This window comes from Sphingomonas faeni, from assembly GCF_030817315.1.
GTDB lineage: Bacteria > Pseudomonadota > Alphaproteobacteria > Sphingomonadales > Sphingomonadaceae > Sphingomonas > Sphingomonas faeni_C.
The window spans coordinates 2,020,514-2,040,001 of sequence record NZ_JAUSZF010000001.1; the positions used below are offsets into that span (position 1 = coordinate 2,020,514).

Annotated in this window: 16 protein-coding genes; all 16 read left to right on the top strand. The window is 66.8% G+C overall.

Features of this window, described 5'->3' with window-relative positions; genetic code table 11:
* Positions 1-62: 62 nt before the first annotated feature.
* Positions 63-2,408 (top strand): GH92 family glycosyl hydrolase, encoded by a 2,346-nt coding sequence (locus QFZ54_RS09345; RefSeq protein ID WP_307086592.1) that lies wholly within the window; start codon positions 63-65, stop codon positions 2,406-2,408.
* Between the two features lie 86 nt (positions 2,409-2,494).
* Entirely contained in the window at positions 2,495-4,420 is a 1,926-nt protein-coding gene (locus QFZ54_RS09350; protein WP_307086594.1) for a CocE/NonD family hydrolase, read from the top strand.
* Between the two features lie 197 nt (positions 4,421-4,617).
* On the top strand, positions 4,618-4,791 hold the full coding sequence (locus tag QFZ54_RS09355) for a hypothetical protein (RefSeq protein ID WP_307086596.1): 174 nt from the start codon (positions 4,618-4,620) through the stop codon (positions 4,789-4,791).
* A gap of 120 nt (positions 4,792-4,911) precedes the next feature.
* The gene (locus QFZ54_RS09360) at positions 4,912-5,241 is read left to right on the top strand and encodes a hypothetical protein (RefSeq protein ID WP_307086598.1); all 330 of its coding nucleotides are present in this window, start codon (positions 4,912-4,914) and stop codon (positions 5,239-5,241) included.
* A 40-nt stretch (positions 5,242-5,281) separates the two neighbouring features.
* A complete protein-coding gene (locus QFZ54_RS09365) occupies positions 5,282-5,647 on the top strand; it encodes a CsbD family protein (protein WP_307086600.1) in 366 nt (121 codons plus the stop codon).
* 10 nt (positions 5,648-5,657) lie between these two features.
* Positions 5,658-7,184, top strand: a complete 1,527-nt coding sequence (locus QFZ54_RS09370; RefSeq protein ID WP_307086602.1) for a PAS domain S-box protein — start codon at positions 5,658-5,660, stop codon at positions 7,182-7,184.
* A complete protein-coding gene (locus QFZ54_RS09375; RefSeq protein WP_307086603.1) occupies positions 7,181-7,423 on the top strand; it encodes a hypothetical protein in 243 nt (80 codons plus the stop codon). The genes QFZ54_RS09370 and QFZ54_RS09375 overlap by 4 nt, the downstream gene beginning before the upstream one ends.
* A gap of 37 nt (positions 7,424-7,460) precedes the next feature.
* Positions 7,461-8,354 (top strand): hypothetical protein, encoded by an 894-nt coding sequence (locus QFZ54_RS09380; RefSeq protein ID WP_307086606.1) that lies wholly within the window; start codon positions 7,461-7,463, stop codon positions 8,352-8,354.
* Between the two features lie 136 nt (positions 8,355-8,490).
* Positions 8,491-8,634 carry a hypothetical protein gene (locus QFZ54_RS09385; RefSeq protein ID WP_307086608.1) on the top strand — a complete coding sequence of 48 codons (144 nt, stop codon included), beginning with the start codon at positions 8,491-8,493 and terminating at the stop codon, positions 8,632-8,634.
* Positions 8,635-8,755: 121 nt separating this feature from the next.
* On the top strand, positions 8,756-10,327 hold the full coding sequence (locus tag QFZ54_RS09390; RefSeq protein WP_307086611.1) for a phospholipase D-like domain-containing protein: 1,572 nt from the start codon (positions 8,756-8,758) through the stop codon (positions 10,325-10,327).
* Between the two features lie 127 nt (positions 10,328-10,454).
* Positions 10,455-11,621, top strand: a complete 1,167-nt coding sequence (locus QFZ54_RS09395; RefSeq protein WP_307086613.1) for a glycosyltransferase family 4 protein — start codon at positions 10,455-10,457, stop codon at positions 11,619-11,621.
* A 210-nt stretch (positions 11,622-11,831) separates the two neighbouring features.
* The gene (gene glf / locus QFZ54_RS09400) at positions 11,832-14,048 is read left to right on the top strand and encodes a UDP-galactopyranose mutase (RefSeq protein ID WP_373458588.1); all 2,217 of its coding nucleotides are present in this window, start codon (positions 11,832-11,834) and stop codon (positions 14,046-14,048) included.
* Entirely contained in the window at positions 14,045-16,114 is a 2,070-nt protein-coding gene (locus tag QFZ54_RS09405; RefSeq protein WP_307086617.1) for a glycosyltransferase, read from the top strand. Before glf ends, QFZ54_RS09405 begins: the two co-directional genes overlap by 4 nt.
* Positions 16,107-17,207, top strand: a complete 1,101-nt coding sequence (locus QFZ54_RS09410; RefSeq protein ID WP_307086619.1) for a zinc-dependent alcohol dehydrogenase — start codon at positions 16,107-16,109, stop codon at positions 17,205-17,207. The genes QFZ54_RS09405 and QFZ54_RS09410 overlap by 8 nt, the downstream gene beginning before the upstream one ends.
* Positions 17,204-18,046 (top strand): glycosyltransferase family 4 protein, encoded by an 843-nt coding sequence (locus QFZ54_RS09415; protein WP_307086621.1) that lies wholly within the window; start codon positions 17,204-17,206, stop codon positions 18,044-18,046. The genes QFZ54_RS09410 and QFZ54_RS09415 overlap by 4 nt, the downstream gene beginning before the upstream one ends.
* Positions 17,994-19,463 (top strand): glycosyltransferase, encoded by a 1,470-nt coding sequence (locus QFZ54_RS09420; RefSeq protein WP_307086623.1) that lies wholly within the window; start codon positions 17,994-17,996, stop codon positions 19,461-19,463. Before QFZ54_RS09415 ends, QFZ54_RS09420 begins: the two co-directional genes overlap by 53 nt.
* The last annotated feature ends 25 nt before the right edge of the window (positions 19,464-19,488 follow it).

A 19,488-nucleotide genomic window follows, 5' to 3' on the forward strand; every position in this document is an offset into this window, starting at 1 on the left:
ACATGGTTCATCTGGCACCCGGCAAGCTCCCCTGCCTATTTCCCTCCGAACGGGTGACCTCGATGTCCATCTTCACGCGATCGTGCCTCATGGGTGCGCTGTTCACCACGATCCTCGCCGGCCCCGCCTTCGCGCAGGATGGCGCCAAACCGATCGATGCGGTCGATCCGTTCATCGGCACCGGCGGCGAAGGCCACACCTTTCCCGGCGCAGTCGCACCGTTCGGCATGGTCCAGTTGTCGCCGGATACCGATACGTCCTGCGTGATCCGCACCTGCTACGGCCACGCCGCCGGCTATCGCTACGACGACCCGACGATCGAGGGGTTCAGCCACACGCATTTCTCGGGCGCGGGACATTCCGATCTTGGCGACATCCTCGTCATGCCGGTATCGGGCGACACTGTGCCGATGGACCCCGGCACGCCAGCCGCGCCCGGCTATCGCTCGCGCTTTTCGCACGCCACCGAAGTCGCCAAGCCCGGCTATTACGCGGTCACCCTCGACGGGCCCGGCGTGCGCGCGGAAATGACCGCGGGCACCCGCATCGGCGTACATCGCTACGCCTTCCCCAAGGGCAAGGCCGCGCATCTCGTCGTCGACCTCCGCTCGTCGCTCTACAATTACCCCGGCAAGATCCTGTGGTCGGGGCTGCACCTGCGCGACGACGGCGTGCTCACCGGCTTCCGCGAAACCCGCGGTTGGGCGCCCGGCCGCAAGCTCTACTTCGCGATGCGGTTCTCCGCCCCACTGGTCGGCCACGCACTGGTCAACCGCGAGAAGGATATCCCGTACAAGGGCTTCCAGGGCCCAGGCCGCGGCAGCGATGCACTGGCGGAGAAGCTTGGCCAGGCACTGGAAGCACGGCTCGATTTCGGCCCGCTCGACGCGCCGCTCGAGGTGAAGGTCGGGATTTCCGGCGTCGACGAGGCTGGCGCGCTCGCCAATCTCGATAGCGAACCCGGCGGCTTCGACGCGGTCCGTGCAAAGACTGGAAGCGACTGGGATACCGCACTCGGCGCCGTCAAGTTCGAGGCCGCCCCACCGATGCGCCGCATCTTCGCGACCGCGCTCTACCACAGCCTGCTCGCCCCGAGCGTGTGGAGTGACAGCGACGGACGCTACCGCGGCCCCGACGATCAGGTGCACCAAGCCGACGGCTTCACGGTCCGCTCGACCTTTTCCCTCTGGGACACGTTCCGCGCCGAACACCCGTTGCTGACGCTGATCCAGCCGGAGAAGACCAACTCCGACATCGTCCGCTCGCTGATCGCCAGCCAACGGCACAGCCCCGACGGCATCCTGCCGGTCTGGCAATTCGCCGGGCGCGAGACGTGGACGATGATCGGCTATCACGCCGTGCCCGTTATCGCCGACGCGTATATGAAGGGCATCGGCGGCTTCGACGCGGACGCCGCGTTGCAGGCGATGGTCGCGAGCGCTGATCGCGCCTCCTATGGCGGACTCGGCGAGTATATCCAGCGCGGCTACGTCCCGATCGACAAGGAGCCGGAGGCCGCATCGAAGACGGTCGAATATGCCTATGACGACTGGACGATCGCGCGAATGGCACGCCGCATGGGCAAGACCGACATCGCCGAGCGGTTCGAGAAGCGCGCGGGCAACTGGCGCAACAGCTTCGACGCGAAGTCCGGCTGGCTGCGCGCAAGGCTCGTGAACGGGACCTTCCGCACCCCCTTCGATCCGACCGCGATCAACTACGGCTCCGATTATACCGAGGGCAATGCGTGGCAATATAGCTGGTTCGTGCCGCAGGATCAGGCGGGGTTGTTCCGGTTGCTCGGCGGCGATGCGAAGACCGTGAAGAAACTCGACGCGATGTTCGACTTCGACAATTCGAAGGTCGATTACAGCCACGCCGAGGATATCGCCGGGCTGATCGGCCAGTATATCCACGGCAACGAACCGAGCCATCACGTTGCCTATCTCTACAATTACGCCGGCGCACCGTGGCGGACGCAGGAGCGGCTCGGCCAAATCGTGCAGAGCCAATACGGCGCCAAGCCCGAGGGGCTGAGCGGCAACGACGATCTCGGCCAGATGTCCGCATGGCTCGTCTTCACAGCGCTCGGCTTCTACCCGGTCGCGCCGGGGTCGAACGAATATGTCATCGGTCGCCCGTTCCTGTCGCAGGCGACGCTCGCGCTGCCCGGCGGCAAGCAGTTCGCGATCCGCACGGACAATCTGTCGGACGCCAACCCGTACATCCGATCGGTCATCCTGAACGGCAAACCCCTCACCCGCAGCTATCTGCGCGATGACGAGATCCGCCAGGGCGGCGAACTCCGCTTCGTGATGGCCGCGAAACCGAACAAGCTCTGGGGCAAGGGCACTAAGACGCGGCCGTTCTCGTCCTCGACCGCCGCTTCGATTCCTCCGCGCAACTAAAGTGCGCAATTAAAGGCCGTCAGCGCGATTGCTCCGGCGCCCCGGTTGCGCCTAGCTTCGCCCCAACGCTTCCGGAGCCCGTCACCATGACCGTCAAATTCGTCCTGCTCGCCTCGATCGCCCTCGCCGCCACCGCCGCGGCACAGGACAAGACCGCACCCGTCGGCGGCGACATTCCCGCCAAGTTCGTGCCGCCGACCGCCGCGCAGGATTACGTGAAGCGCGAGGTGATGATGCCGATGCGCGACGGGACCAAGCTCTACACCGTCATCGTCTATCCCAAGGGCGTCACCAACGCGCCGATCGTCCTCACCCGCACGCCCTACAACGCGAAGGGTCGCGCGAACCGTTCGGACAGTGCGAGCATCCTCGCCACGCTGCCGCTCGCCGACGAGATGTTCGTGAAGGCAGGGTATATCCGCGTCTATCAGGACATCCGCGGCAAATACGGGTCGGAGGGCGATTACGTCGTCACGCGTCCCGTCATCGGGCCGCTCAACCCGACCAAGGTCGATCACGTCACCGACGCCTACGACACGATCGACTGGCTGGTGAACAAGGCGAACCTGCCGGAGTCGAACGGCCGGGTCGGCATGATCGGCTCGTCCTACGAGGGCTTCACCGTTGCGATGGCGCTGCTTGCCCCCCATCCTGCGTTGAAGGTCGCAGCACCCGAGAGCCCGATGATCGACGGCTGGATGGGCGACGACTGGTTCCACTACGGCGCGTTCCGCCTCGCCAACATCGCGTGGCTCGGCAGCCAGACCGGCTACAAGGGCGCGGGCAAGGCCCCACCCACCGGCGGCTACGACGATTACGAGAATTTCCGCGAGGTCGGCTCGGCGGGCGATTGGGCGAAGAAGTCCGGCTACGACCAATTGCCCTATTGGCAGCGGATGGTGTCGCACCCCGCCTATGACGGTTTCTGGCAGGGCCAGGCGCTCGACAAGCTGCTCGCCGCCAACCCGTCGAACGTGCCGACGATCTGGGAACAGGGCCTGTGGGACCAGGAGGACATGTACGGCGCGATCACCGCGTGGGAGGCGTTGAAGGCCAAGGGGAAGCTCGGCAACAACCACCTCGTCATGGGCCCATGGCGGCATAGCCAGATCAACCGCGAAGGCCGCAGCCTCGGGCCGTTCCAGTGGAATGGCGACACCGCACAGCAATTCCGCGAGGACATGCTGCTCCCCTATTTCAACCAGTATCTGAAGGACGGCCCCGCCGTCACGCTGCCCGCCGCCGCGATCTACAACACCGGCGAGAACCACTGGGACAAATTCGCGACCTGGCCGCTCGCGTGCGAGACCGGATGCGCCACGCCGCTGAAGCCGATCTACCTGCAGGAGGGCGGCGCGCTAGGGTTCGGCAAGGCGGCGACCGGCGGTGACAGCTATGTCTCCGATCCGTCCAAGCCCGTACCGCATCTGCCGCGCCCGGTGAATTTCGGCGACGGCCGCTGGGGCGACTGGCTCGTCAGCGACCAGCGCGGCGTCGATGGCCGTCCCGACGTGATGACCTACACCACCGAGGCGCTGACTGCGCCGGTGCGCGTGTCGGGCGCACCCATCGCGGACATCTTCGCGAAAACGACGGGCACCGACGGCGATTTCGTCGTCAAGGTGATCGACGTCTATCCGGCTGAGAACGCGACCGATCCGAAGATGGGCGGCTATGAACTGCCGATCAGCCTCGACATCTTCCGCGGCCGCTATCGCCAGAGCTTCGCCAAGCCCACTGCGATCCCGGCGGGCAAGGTGCAGGAATACAAGTTCCGCCTGCCGACCGTGAACCACGTGTTCCAGCCGGGCCACAAGATCATGATCCAGGTCCAGTCGAGCCTGTTCCCGCTCTACGACCGCAACCCGCAGACCTTCGTCCCCAACATCTTTCTCGCGAAGAAAGCGGACTATAAGCCGGCAACGGTCACCATCGTCCGCGGCGGCGCATCGGCAAGCGCGGTCTGGCTGCCGGTCGTCCCGCTCGATCAATCCGCGGCAATGGCTAAATAATTCGCGGGATCCTCGGCCGAAATAAGGACAGCGTCGCCGCCCGGCCAACGTGGCCGCGGCGGCGCTTCGCCAGCTTCCCCGCGACACATCTCCCTCCCACCAGACTGATTAGAGTACTGCCTCGCCTAGTCGTTTCGGATCACGCGCGCCCGCCTGCGATTTCGTATTCAATGTCGAAGGTTACCAAGGGCAATGCTATGACGACGGTTCAAGACGACAGCCGCTTTCCCACCGAAGACAACGACGATTCGACCTATTTTCAGCGTCGAGCCGAGTGGCATGAAGGCCGCGCGAAGGTTGCCGAGGACTCGAGCACGCGGTCGCTCCATCTGCGGTTCGCGCGCCTTTATGCGGCGCGTGCGATGTCCTGAGATGGTACAATAGACCTAGTATTTCTACACAAAACTACCAGGAACCAAGCAGTTACCGGTAGGTTATGCGTCCAGTCCCCGTCGCGATACCGCGGTCGGCCATATACTGGAGCAGCTCACATGAAGCGCATAACTGCCGCCACCGGGGCTTTGGCCCTGCTGGCGTCCATTGCCGGTTGCGCCGCACCCGCGACCCGCATCTCGACCGGGCTCCAGCGTTACGGGCTCGATCCGTCGCGCTCCGATTGCGTCGGCGAGCGCCTTCAGGCGAACCTGTCTCTCGGCCAGTTGCAGCGTCTCGGCAAGGCCGCCGCGGCCTATCGCCAGGGCGACACCACGCCCGGCGTACTCACTCCGTCCGATCTCATCCGTGTCGCCTCTGAACTCCGCGATCCCAAGATCGCGCTCGAAGTCGGCAAGGCCGCGGCGGGCTGTGGCGTGCTGCCGTAACGCAATCGTCTTTCCCGAACTTCAAACTCAAGGACCCGACATGAACAAGGACGAATTCCAGGGCGGCGCACGCTATGTCGGCGGCAAGGTCGAGAAGGCCGTTGGCGACACCGTGAGCAGCCGCGACTGGCAGGTCGACGGCGTCGTCGATCAGGTCGCGGGCGGTGCGCAGAACCTCTACGGTCGCGCGAAGTCGGCGATCGAGGACGCCGTCGACGGCGCTCCCGAACTCGCCGACAAGATCGGCAGCGAAGCACGCGAAGCCGGCGACCGCGCCGCCGACGCCGCCCGCCGTGCCGCCTCGATCGCGCAGGCGTCGGCCAAGGACGCGCCCGTCCTCTGGGCTCTCGGCGCCGCCGCGATCGGCTACGGCATCGCCTGGTTCGTCCACGGCCAGCGCGACTGATCGCGTGACCGTGGCACCGCCCCTCAAGTCGCTTCGTGACTCCGCCGACCTGCGCCATCTGCGCCAGATCATCGCGGGGCTGAACGAAGGCGTCATCCTCGTCGATCCCGATCAGGACATCCTGTGGGCCAACACTGCCGCACTCGGGATGCACGGGGTCGATTCGGTCGAGGATCTCGGCGCCACGGTCGACGATTATCGCCAGCGTTTCCAGCTGCGCTACCGCAACAACCACAAGCTCGACGACGCCGATTACCCGATCGAACGCGTCGTCTCGGGCGAGGCGTTTTCGGAGGTCGTGGTCGAAGTCGCGGTCGCCGGCGAGGACGAGCCCCGCTGGGTGCATCAGGTGCGCAGCCTCGTCCTCACCAACGACGCGGACGAGCCCGAATGCCTCGTCATGATCATCCAGGACGTGTCCGCACGGTTCGAGGCCGAGGATCGCTTCGAACAATCGTTCAACGCGAACCCCGCGCCCGCGGTCATCTGTCGCCTGTGCGATCTTCGCTTCGTGAAGGTCAACCAAGGCTTCATCGACATGACCGGGCACGACCGCGACACGATCCTGTCGCGTACGGTCTATGACATCGACGTCCTCGAACGTGCCGAAAAGCGCGATCTGGGCAAGGAGCGCCTCGCCGAGGGCCGCACCATTCCGCAGATGGAAGCGGAATTGAGCCTGCCGGGCGGCGAGACCAAGCTCGTGATCGTCGCAGGCCAGCCGATCGACATGGGCGATCAGCCCTGCATGCTGTTCACCTTCGCCGACCTCGAACCGCGCCGCAAGGCCGAGACGCAACTGCGCCACAGCGAGGAACGCTTCATGCGGACCTTCTCGCTCGCGCCCGTCGCGCTCGCGATCGGCGCGCGCGACGGTCACCGCCTGTGCGACGTCAACGAGGCCTTCACCAGCCTCACCGGCTATCCGTCGGCCGAGATCATCGGGCGTCCGCTTGGCGACGTCGACCTGTGGGAGACGCCCGAGCTTCGCCACGCGATCGAAACCGACATCGACGCCGGACTGGCGATCCGCGACCGCGAAGTCCGGATCCGCGGCAAGGACGGTGACGTCATCGACTGCATCGTCTCGACCGAGCCGATCCATCTCGACGACGAGGCCTGCGTGCTGTGGGCAATGCGCGATATCAGCACGCGTAAAGCGTCAGAGCGTGAACTCGTCAACGCGATCGAAGCGGTGATGAAGGACACGAGCTGGCTCAGCCGCTCGATCATGGAAAAGCTCGCACGCATCCGCACGCCGAACACCGAACCGGTCGGCGTCGGGCTCGACGAACTGACGCACCGCGAACGCGAGGTGCTGGCGCTGATCTGTCGCGGGCTCGACGACAAGTCGATCGCACGCACGCTCGACGTCTCGAGCAACACCGTGCGCAACCACGTCGCGCGGATCTATTCGAAGATCGGCGTCAACCGTCGCAACGCCGCTGCCGCCTGGGCCCGCGCGCGCGGCTTCGACGGCGATTCAATGCCCCACGCGCTGCACGTCAAGGCGCCATCGAAGGAACTCGCGGCATGACACGCGACAAGGATACGGCGAACCGGGACGAAGCCCGCGCCCGCCAGGCGAAAGGCTCCGTCCAGGAAGCGATCGGCAAGATCATCGGCAACGCCGCGATCGAACGGCGCGGCTCGCAGGAGAGCGAGGCCGGCGCGCGACAAGCCAAGGCCGACCAGTCGACCAAGGCTGAACGCCCCTCCCCGGCCAAGGCCGACACACAGATCGACACCCCCATCGATAGGGACGGCAAGGACTGACGCCGTCCCCGGAATTCAAGAATAACAGGAGTGAATAATGGCTAACCATGTGAACCCCGGCGTTCTGCCGGCGGACGACTTTCGTCGCGTGAAGACCCCGACCCGCATCTCGTGGGGCGCAATCTTCGCCGGCGTCGTGATCGCGATCGCGATCCAGCTCGTGCTCGGCATTCTCGGCACCGGCATCGGCCTCAGCCTGGTCGATCCGGTCGAGGGCACGACCCCCGGCGCGACCGGCTTCGGCATCGGCGCGGGGATCTACTGGATCATCACGACGATCATCGCACTCGGCGCCGGCGGCTATGCCGCGGCTCGCGGCGCCGGCGTGCATGACCGGTTCGACGGCCTGATCCACGGCCTGGTCGTCTGGGGCGTCACCCTGATCCTCACCATGTACCTGCTCACCTCGGCAGTCGGCGGCATCATCGGCGGCGCCTTCCGCACCGTCGGTTCGGTCGCATCGGCAGCCGGCACCGGCATCGGCGCAGCAGCTCCCAAGGTTGCCGACGTCGCCAATGTCGACGTCACCGACGTTCGCGAGGAAGCCGCACAGTATCTGTCGGACGCACCGTCGGACCCGGCGCAGATGACGCCTGAGCAGGCGCAGAAGGAAATCGCCAAGGAGCTTCCCGCGCTCGCAAAGGGTGGCCAGGACGGCGCACAGGCCGAAAGCCGCATCGTCGACATCGTCGCCGCCCAGCGCAAGATCAGCCGTCCGGAGGCTCAGGCCCAGGTGACGCGCGCCAAGGCTCAGTTCGTGCAGACCAAGAACAAGACGGTCGAGACCGCGAAGTCGGCTACCGACACCGCCGCCGGTGCAGCCGCGGGCACGTCGTTCATGATTGTCATCGCGCTGCTCATCGGCGCCGCCGCAGCAGGCTTCGGTGCGACCACCGCCGCCCGCCGCCGCGTCTACACCGACGCCGTCTGATACGGCCGATCGGTTCGTGTAACGGATGCCGTCCGCGTAACTGGACGGCATCCCATTCGACGAACGGGTTTCCCTCGTCGCTGCCGACCCGGTAACGCGGTGCGGCGAGGTCCCGACAGAGATAAAAGGTACCGAGATGACTACGTCGCCAGAGGATCGTCGTTCGCTTCGCATGGCCATCGTCCGCGCGCTGCAGCTCGCCGATGCCCTGGACGATCATCTCGTCGCGGCCCTGTTGGCACAGGCGCTCGACGCCGCAGAGCACGCACCGCCCGAATAATATCCATGACGCACGCGCCCCATCGACATTTTATAGTGAACGCCTCCGCGCCGTGCCTGTCGAGACGCAAAACTCGCGCCGGTGGGTTGGCTGATCGCGCCAAGCCTGCGAAAGCAGTGCCATGAATTCCCACGGAACCCTGCTCGAGCCCGGTCGCAACTGCTGGCGGATCGAACCCGCAACGCAGGCTACCGTCATCGTCGATGCCGACGATTATTTCAAAGCCGCCCGCGCGGTGATGATGAAGGCCAAGAAGCAGATCCTGCTCGTCGGCTGGGATTTCGATGCGCGCATCCGCTTCGGTGGCGGTGACGCCGACGACGGCGGTCCCGAGCGCGTCGGCGAGTTCGTCAGCTGGCTCGCACGCCGCACGCCGGGGCTCAACATCCACATCCTCCGCTGGGATACCGGTGCGATCAAGACGCTGTTCCACGGCCAGACGCTGTTGCGCATCGCCAAGTGGATCAAGGACCCGCAGGTCCATCTTCGCCTCGACGGCCATCATCCCCCCGCCGGTTCGCATCACCAGAAAGTGGTCGTGATCGACGACGACGTCGCGTTCTGCGGCGGGATCGACATGACCGTCGACCGCTGGGACACGCGCGCGCATGCCGACGACGAACCGCGCCGGATCGAGCCCGATGGCTCGCCCTACGGTCCGTGGCACGACGCGACCACGATCCTGCAGGGCCCCGTCGCCCGCGCGCTCGGCGACATGTGCCGCGGTCGCTGGGAAGTGTCCGGCGGTGGCGCGCTGGAGCCGGTGACCGACGGCGCCGACTGCTGGCCCGAGCATGTGACGGCCGAGTTCACCGACATCGAGGTCGGCATCGCGCTCACGATTCCCGAAATGGCCGAGCAGGAGCCCCGCCACGAGATCGAGGCGCTGTACGTCGACCTGATCGCGCGCACGAAACGCTTCTTCTACGCCGAAAGCCAGTATTTCGCCTCGCGCAAGGTCGCCGAAGCGATCGGCAAGCGGCTGAGCGAACCCGATGGTCCGGAGTTCGTGATCGTCCACCCGACCACCGCGGAGGGCTGGCTCGAACCGATCGCGATGGACTCGGCGCGCGCGCGCCTGGTCGAGGCGTTGCACGAACACGACCCGCACAACCGGCTGCGCCTCTATCACCCGTTCACCGCCGGTGGCCAGCCGATCTACGTCCACGCGAAGGTGACGGTGGTCGACGACGAGGTCCTCCGCGTCGGCTCGTCCAACTTCAACAACCGATCTCTGCGGCTCGACAGCGAATGCGACGTCGTCATCGACGCCGCCCGGGCTCGCAATGCGAACGAGCGCGGCACGATCGCCAGCATCCGCAACGGCCTGCTCGCCGAGCATCTCGACACCGACGTCGTAACGATCGAGGCGTCGATCGCGGAAACCGGCTCGCTGATCGAGACGATCGAACGGCTGCGCGGCGACGGTCGCTCGCTCCGCCCGTACGAGGTCCCCGAACTCGACTCGGTGCGCGAATGGCTGGCCGACAACAAGATCCTCGATCCCGAGGGTCCGGGCGAGATGTTCGAGGGGCTGTCGGGCCGCAAGCCGCTGCTCAAGAATCTGCGCCCGCATCTCCACCGCGCCGACGGCAGCATCTCGCCCGTCATGGCCGCAGTCGCCGTCGGCGGCACCGCGGCCGGCATCGCGCTCATCGGCACGATGCTATGGGGCCTCCGCACCAGGAAATGACGGCGAACGCGCGCGCCGACTAAATTTGCGCCGCGTGATCCCGATCCGCGATTTCGCCCGTTAAGCGCCTGCCCTGCAACGACAGGGCAGCGAAACCGGCGGGAGGTACGATGAAGGGCACGCATCCGTGGTCGCACTGAGCGAACGGCGATCGGTCGTCGTCATCAGCGACTGGGTCGATGGCTGGCCCCCGGTGGAGCCCGCGGCATCGAGCCACCGTGACCAGGCGGCATGGCGATCGCTCGATCCCGACAGCCAACCCTGGAGGGGTGCCGCCACGCACCGCGAACCGGTTGCGGGGGGATATCTGGAACGACTGCCGCTAGCCCTCGTCGCGGCGGGCGTCGTCGAACAGGCGGAGATCTGGCATCACTGGCGCGGCGATGCCGAACCGCCGTTCCACCGCGACAATCCGGTGCTCGCGCGACGCGCGTTCCGTCTCGATCACGACCACGCTCCGTTCGCCTCCACCGAGATGATCGACTTCGTGCGAACCTTCGGCGCGCCGCATATCCTCGTCGTGCTCGGCCTCGGCGTCGCGCCGGACCTGCTCGAAGCCTGCGCCGACAGCATCATCCTCTACAATTCGATCGACGCGCCGTCGCTGCGCGTGCCGCCCGAGGTCAGCGCGCATTTCGACCTCGTCATCACCGGGGAGCAGTGGCAGTCGGACGAGGTCGAGGCGCGCCACCCCGGCATGCGAACCGCGATCATGCCGATCGGACCCGAATTCGCCGCGACCGATCAATTCCGTCCGCTCGACACGGTCAAGGACATCGACCTGATCTATGTCGCCGCAGCGCAACCCTATAAGCGCCACGACATCCTCTTCGACGCACTCGCGGAACTGCCGCGCGACGTGCGCGCGCTCTGCGTGTTCGGCTACGGCGAGGACGCTGACGCGCTCCGCCAACGCGCCCGCGACCAGGACCTGTCGATCGAGTTCGTCGGGCCGCCGGGCGTGCCGATCGACGAGGTCAATCGCCTGATGAACCGCGCCAGGTTCGGCGTCGTCTGCGGTGTCGACGACGGCGCGCCGGCGATCCTCGCCGAATACATGCTCGCCGGGCTGCCCGTGCTCGCCAATGCCGATCTGCGCTGCGGATTGCAGTTCATTCTGCCCGAGACCGGCATGACCGCTTCGGCGAACGGGTTTGCCGATGCGATCCTTACAATGCGCGAAACCGCCGACGACTTTCGGCCCCGCCAGGCCGTTCTGGACCGTTGGACGTGGACGCATAGCGTGGCCCGATTGGCGCAGATCATCGAGCGAATACATGATGCAAAGCAATGACAAATACCTGACCGGCCGTGATGACTTGGCCGGAACATGGTTTTAGGTTCGAGCAACAACGCGGATGACCGCGGATTCGCGGATTGGAAGAGCGTGCACGGTATCGGACCCACCCCCAGCCTCCCGATGTCCGATGATGCAAACGCTCCGCCGCTGATCTGTTTCTCGCATCTCCGCTGGGATTTCGTCACCCAGCGCCCGCAGCATCTGATGAAGCGGTTCGCGCGGAACCAGAGCGTGTTCGTCTGGGAAGAACACATCCCCTGCGACCACCCTCTGCCCTTCCTCGAACACCACCCCTTCCCCGCCGACAACGTGATCGCGCTACGCCCCCGCCTGCCGCATTGGTGGAGCGCCGAACAGGTCGAGACGGGCTTGCGGCAACTGCTCGACATGCTGGTCGCGACGAGCATTCGCGCCAAGCCCGTACTCTGGTTCTACACGCCGATGATGCTCCCGTTCGCCGAGCATCTCGACGCCGCCGCCGTGATCTACGACTGCATGGACGAACTGTCCGCGTTCCGTTTCGCCGACCCCGCTCTGCTCGACCGCGAAGCGCGGCTGCTCGCGCGCGCCGACCTCGTCTTTACCGGCGGCTACAGCCTGTACGAAGCCAAGCGCGACCGCCACCGCGACGTCCACGCCTTCCCCTCGGCAGTCGACGTCGCGCATTTCGCACGAGCGCGTACCGGCAACACCGAACCCGATGACCAGCGCCACATCCCCGGCCCCAAGCTCGGTTTCTTCGGCGTCATCGACGAACGCATCGACCTTGCACTCATCGACGCCGTCGCCGCTGCACGTCCCGACTGGTCGTTCGTGATGATCGGCCCGGTCGTGAAGATCGACTCCGCGCACCTGCCCCGCCGCGCCAATATCCACTGGCTTGGCGGACGTGGGTACGACGAACTCCCCGCCTATCTCTCCGGCTGGGATGTCGCGCTGATGCCGTTCGCGATCAACGCCGCGACCCGCTTCATCAGCCCGACCAAGACCCCCGAATATCTCGCCGGCGGCCTGCCCGTCGTCTCGACCCCGATCGTCGACGTGATCCGCCATTACGGAGACGCGGCCGCCGTGGCGATCGCCGCCGACGCGACCGCGTTCGTCGCCGCCTGCGAGGCCGCCCTCGCCCTCCCCCGCGAAGGCGCGTGGCGCGACGAAGCCGATCGCCTGCTCGCCACACAATCCTGGGACCGGACCCAAACAGCCATGGCAACCGAGATCGACCGCGTTCTTCGCGCGAAACGCACCTTCCGCCCCGCCCCGGAACGCGAACGCTACGACACGCTGATCGTCGGCGCAGGGTTCGCCGGTGCCGTCCTTGCGGAACGGCTCGCGAGCGACAGCGGCCAGCGCGTCCTCGTCGTAGACCGCCGCCCACACATCGGCGGCAACGCGTATGACGAGCATGACGCGGCGGGCGTGCTGATCCACCGCTACGGCCCGCACATCTTCCACACCAATTCCCCCGACGTGTTCGACTATCTCTCGCGCTTCACCGAGTGGCGCCCGTACGAGCACCGCGTCCTCGCCAGCGTCGACGACAAGCTCGTGCCGATGCCGATCAACCGCACCACATTGAACGAACTCTACGGCCTGTCGCTCGAGAACGACGCGGAAGCCGCCGCCTTCCTCGCCAGCCGCGCGGAATCGGTTGAGGACATCCGCACCTCCGAGGACGTCGTCGTCGCCGCGGTCGGCCGCGATCTCTACGAGACGTTCTTCCGCGGCTACACGCGCAAGCAATGGGGCCTCGATCCGTCCGAACTCGACCGCGCCGTCACCGCGCGCGTGCCGACCCGCACCTCGACCGACGACCGCTATTTCACCGATACATTCCAGGCGATGCCGGCGAACGGCTACACGCGGATGTTCGAGGCGATGCTCGACCACCCCGGCATCACGCTCGATCTCGGCGTCGAATACCGCGACGTGATCGACCGCATCGACGTCGACCACATCGTCTTCACCGGTCCGATCGACGAGTATTTCGACTTCCGTTTCGGCAAGCTGCCTTATCGCAGCCTCCAGTTCCGCCACGAGACGCACGACGTTGCGCAGTTCCAGCCGGTCGCCGTCGTCAACTATCCCGACGAGACCGTGCCGCAGACCCGCATCACCGAATACAAGCATCTGACCGGCCAGCTCCACGCGAAGACCAGCATCAGCTACGAATTCCCGAGCGCGGAGGGCGACCCCTATTATCCGATCCCCCGCCCCGAAAACCAGGCGCTGTTCAAACGCTACGAAGCGCTCGCCGATGCGGAGGAAGGCGTGACCTTCGTCGGTCGTCTCGCGACCTATCGCTACTACAATATGGACCAGGTCGTGGGACAAGCGCTCGCCACCTATCGCCGCATGGCCGCCAAGATGACCACGGAATCACCCACGTCGCAGGCCCCTATATTGTCGGCAGCAGAATGACCCGTATCTGCCTGCTGACCGACAGCCTGGCCCCGTCCGGCGTCGGCGCACACATGATGATGCTCGCGGAAGGCCTTGCCGGCGACGAAATCGTCTTTGCAGGACGTCCGGCCACCGGGTTGCTCGAACGCGCCGCCGCCAAGGGCTTTGCGGTCAAGATGCTCGACGACGACGCGGCGATGACGCGCTGGATGCAGCGGTCGGCACCGGATATCGTCCACGTCCATGCCGGAATCGGTTGGGAGGGCCATGCCGCGGTCCGTGCCGCGCAGGCCGCGGGCGTGCCCGTCGTCCGCACCGAACATCTTCCCTATCTGCTGACCGACGCGGCGCAGTGCGACGAGCACCGTAATACCTCGACCGCGCTCGCACGACTGATCTGCGTTTCCGATGCGGTCGGCGACAGCTACCGCGCGGCCGGCGTCGATCCTGCGCTGGTCGAGACGATCCACAACGGCGTCGGGCCGCACCGGCCGTCACGGTCGCGAGCGGCACTGCGCGGCGAATGGGGCGTCGGTGACGCGCCGGTATTGCTGATGGTCGCGCGCCTTGCCGAGCAAAAGGGTCACGCGCTCCTGCTCGACGCGCTGCCCGCAATCCGCGCCGCGCACCCGGACGTGATCGTACTGCTCGCCGGCGAAGGTCCCCTCATCACCCAGACCGCGCGCGCCATCGCCGCCAAGGGCCTAGCCGGCACCGTCCGCATGCTCGGGACTCGCAGCGACGTCGCCGACCTTATGACGCTCGCCGACCTGCTCGTCCTTCCCTCCGCGTTCGAGGGCCTGCCGCTGGTCGCGCTCGAAGCGATGGCCGCCGGGCTCCCCGTCGTCGCCACGGTCGCGCCTGGCAATGCCGAAGCGATCGAGGACGGCGTCACTGGCCGCCTGACCGCCCCGGACCCGGCGAGTTTCGCCGATGCGATCGTCACGTTGCTAGCCGATCGCGATAGCCTCGAGGCGATGGTGAGCGCGTCGATCGAACGTCAGCAAGACCTGTTCTCGGCCGATCGCATGATCGCCGATACGCGCGCGGTCTACGACGCCGTGCAAGACCAGACCAAACACACAAAGGGAGACGGCGTGGAGCGGACACGGATCGGGTTCATCGGCGCAGGCGGCATCGCCAATCGCCATTTCGGCGTGCTGGAGCAGTTCGACGACGTCGCGATCGTCGCGGTGGCCGACGTCGACATGGCCCGCGCGACCGAGGCCGCCGCCCGCTTCGGCGCGCGCGCATTCGACGATGCCTCCGCGATGCTGGCCGCGGTCGACCTCGACGCGCTCTACATCTGCGTGCCGCCGTTCGCGCACGGCGAACCCGAACGCCTCGCGATCGACCACAAGCTGCCATTCTTCGTCGAAAAGCCCGTCGCGCTCGATCTTGGCACCGCGGAGGACGTCGCGGCGTCGGTCGACCGGCTCGGCCTCGTCACCGCGGTCGGCTATCACTGGCGCTATCTCGACACCGTGGACGAGGTGAAGGCGCTGCTCTCCGCGACGCCGGCGCGCCTCCTGTCCGGCTATTGGCTCGATTCCACCCCGCCGCCGCGCTGGTGGTGGAAGAAGGACGCATCGGGCGGCCAGATGCTCGAACAGACGACCCACTTGGTCGATCTCGCGCGCTACCTCGTCGGCGACGTCGTCCGCGTCTACGGCCAGTCGGGCCATATCGACCGCGCCGCCTTCCCCGGCCTCGACGTCGCGACAACCAGCACCGCGATGCTCACCTTCGCCAGCGGCGCGATCGCCAACTTCGCCTCGACCTGCTTGCTGAACTGGAACCACCGCGTCGGCCTGCACCTGTTCGGCGAAGGTTTGGCGATCGAACTAACCGACCGAGACGTGATGATCGACATCGGCCGCGGCCGCCCGGTCCGCGGCACCGGCAGCGACCCGGTCGTACTGGAGGATCGCGACTTTATCGACGCGGTCCGTGGGAGCGAGAACCGTATCCGCTGCCCCTACCCCGCCGCGCTCGAAACACTCCGCCTCGCGCTGGCGATCGAACGCTCCGCGGTCGAAGGCCGCGCGATCGACGTCCGCGAGCGCGAGGTGGCGCATGTCTGAGTGGCGCCACGTCCGCTCGCTCGGCGTCGAACGTCCCGGCCAGGCGTATTTCTTCGGCTATGACGAAGCGCCTCCGGGCGACGGCCAGGTCCGCCTCGACCTCCTCTACACCGGCTTCTCCGCCGGGACCGAACTCACCTTCGTCAAGAACAGCAACCCGTATCTCCACTCGCGCTGGGACGCAGGGCGCGGCGTGTTCGTCCCCGGCGAACCGAGCGCGCACTATCCCGTGCCGTTCCTCGGCTACATGGAATGCGCGCGCGTCAGCGACAGCCGGGTCGAGGATTTCGCGAACGGCGACGTCGTCGGCACCGTCTTCGGCCACAAGACCGGCCACACCGCGGATCCGTTCAACGACCTGCTGACCAAGCTCCCCCCCGAGCTTGATCCGATCCTCGGCATCTATATCGGCCAGATGGGTCCGATCGCCGCCAACGGCATTCTCCACGCAGATGCCGAACTGCTCGGACCCAACGTCGTCAACCTCGGCGACGGCATCCGCGGCCGCCCCGCTTTGGTGATCGGCGCAGGCATCGTCGGCATGCTGACCGCCCTGTTCGCACAGGCCGCTGGCGCCAGTGAAGTGGTGATCGCCGACCCTTCCCCCTTTCGCCGCCTGCGCGCTGAATGCCTCGGCATCACCGCGATGACCGAGGATCAGGCCTGGGCCTATGCCAAGGCACGCTGGCTCCACGGCGGCGACGATCGCGGGGCCGACGTCGTGTTCCAGACCCGCGCCGACGCCGCCAGCCTCCACGCCGCGATGCGCGCGCTGAGACCGCAAGGCACGGTGATCGACCTCGCTTTCTACCAGGGCGGCGCCGACCGGCTCCGGCTCGGCGAGGAATTCCACCACAACGGCCTGAACCTCCGCTGCGCCCAGATCAACCGCGTCCCCCGCGGCCTCGGCTTCCAATGGGACCGCCGCCGCCTCGCCAACGAAACGGTCAAGCTGCTGCTCGCCCGCGGCCCCGAGATCCGCGCGCAGCTCATCACGCACGTCGTCCCCTATGACGACGCCCCCAAGTTCATCGCAAAACTGGTCGGCGAACGGCCCGAATTCCTCCAGATCGTCTTCAAGGTCGGCGATTGAGCACCGCACCTACCGCCGACGCCCGACCGATCCGCATCCTGTTCGTCTTCGCCTGGCTCGTCGTCGGCGGCGAGGAGACGGAGGTACGCCTGCTCGCCCAGGCGCTCGATCCCACCCGCTACCGGATCGAGGTCGTCGCCTGCTTCCGGAAGGACGGCATGCCCGAGCAGACCCACGCGCAATTGGAAGCGATCGGTGTCCCCGTCGACCGCACGCCCTACGCGCTCGGCTTCGACGAGACCGTCGCCTATCTCGCGAGCAAGCTGCCCGCATACGACGTCGTCGTCTCGTGCCAGAACGTCGCCGACATATATCCCGCGCTCGAACGCATGCACCTCCGCCCGCCGCTGATCGAGCATGGCGGGCTCGTCTCCGAAGCGCTCGCCGGCCCCAAGCATTTCACCGCGCGCTATGTCGGCGTCTGCGCGTCGATCCGCGACGCCGCCGCCAGCAGGATGCCCGGCCGCGAACAGCACGCGATCGAGATCCCGTCGATGGTCGACACGCGCGCGTTCGATCCGACCCGACGAGTCCCCGTCCGCGCGGCGCTAGGCATCGCCGAAGGCGTGCCGCTGATCGGCTGGCTAGGCCGGCTCGACCCGAAGAAGCGCGTCGAGGACTTTATCGAGGCCGCCGCGCTCGTCCACGCCCGCCACCCCCGCGCCCGCTTCGTCGTCATAGGCGGACCGGACGCGTTCATCCCCGAATACGCCGTCGCGCTCCGCAACCGCGCGCGCGCTCTCGGCCTGGACGGCGCGCTGACCTTCCTCGGCGACCGCGGCGGACGTGCCCGACCTGCTCGCCGCGCTCGACATATTCGTCTGGCTTTCGCGCGGTGAAGGCATGCCGCACGTCATCGCCGAAGCCGGCGCCGCACGCCTCCCCGTCATAGCGACACGAGACAACGGCTCCGAACAACAGATCGTCGACGGCGTGAGCGGTTTGTTTGTGCCTCACGAAGACCCGCCTGCAGTTGCCGCCGCGATCGGCAAACTGCTCCAAGACCCGACACTTCGAACCCGCCTCGGCACCGCCCTCCGCGCCAAGGTAGACTCCGACTACGCAGTCGCCGCCGTGGTCCCCCGCTGGGAAAGCCTGTTCGCCGAAGTCCTGTCCGACCGGCCGCCACTCCCGCGTCCGACCGGCCTCTTCCAAAGCGTCCTCCAAGGCGGCTTCGAATCCTCCACCCACCGCCGCGCGCACGACCGCAAGCGCGTCGACGTCATAGCCGACAGCCATCACGACACCCTCGCCGCGCACGATTACAGCGAACTCGCCAAGCTCGGCATCCTCACCGTCCGCGACGGCCTGCGCTGGCATCTGATTGAACGCGAACCCGGTCGCTACGACTGGTCCAGCCTCGACCGCCAGTTGGAAGCCGCCAAGGCGACCGGCACCGAAGTCATCTGGGACCTGCTCCACTACGGCTGGCCCGACGACATCGACGTCTGGACGCCCGCCTTCGTCACCCGCTTCGCTGCGTTCGCCGCCGCCGCCGCGCGCCACATCGGCCCGGCCGCACTCGGCGAGACCCGCTTCTACGCCCCGGTCAACGAGATCTCGTTCTTCGCCTGGGGCGGCGGCGACGCAGCCTATCTCAACCCGTTCGCCCGCGGGCGCGGCTACGAACTCAAAGTCCAACTCGCCCGCGCTTCGATCGCAGCGATGGAAGCGATCCTCGCGGTCGACCCCGCCGCAAGGTTCGTCCACGCCGACCCCGTCATCAACGTCATCACCGACCCCGCCCGCCCCAACGACGCCCCCGCCGCCGAAGGCCACCGCCTCGCGCAATATCAGGCCTGGGACATGATCGCCGGAAAAGCCTGGCCTCAGATCGGTGGCCGCCCGGCGTTGCTCGATATCGTCGGCGTCAATTTCTACCACAACAACCAGTGGATCCACGGCGGCCCACCGTTGTCGTACGACCACCCCTTAAGCCGCCCGCTCCACGCGATCCTCGCCGACGCCTACGCCCGCTACGGCCGCCCGATCTTCATCGCCGAAACCGGCATCGAGGGCAGCGCCCGCCCCGCGTGGCTCCGCATGATCCTGCGCGAGGTGAAGATCGCCCAGTCGCTCGGCGTCCCGGTCGAGGGAATATGCCTCTACCCGATCCTCGATCACCCCGGCTGGGACGACGATCGCTACTGCCCCAACGGCCTGCTCGCCTGCTCGCCGGACACCGCCGACCGCGTACCGAACGCCGCGCTCGCCGACGTCATCCGGCGGGCGCAAGCGCCCGATATCCTGCGTTAATTCGGGCTTCGATACTGATCTAAGT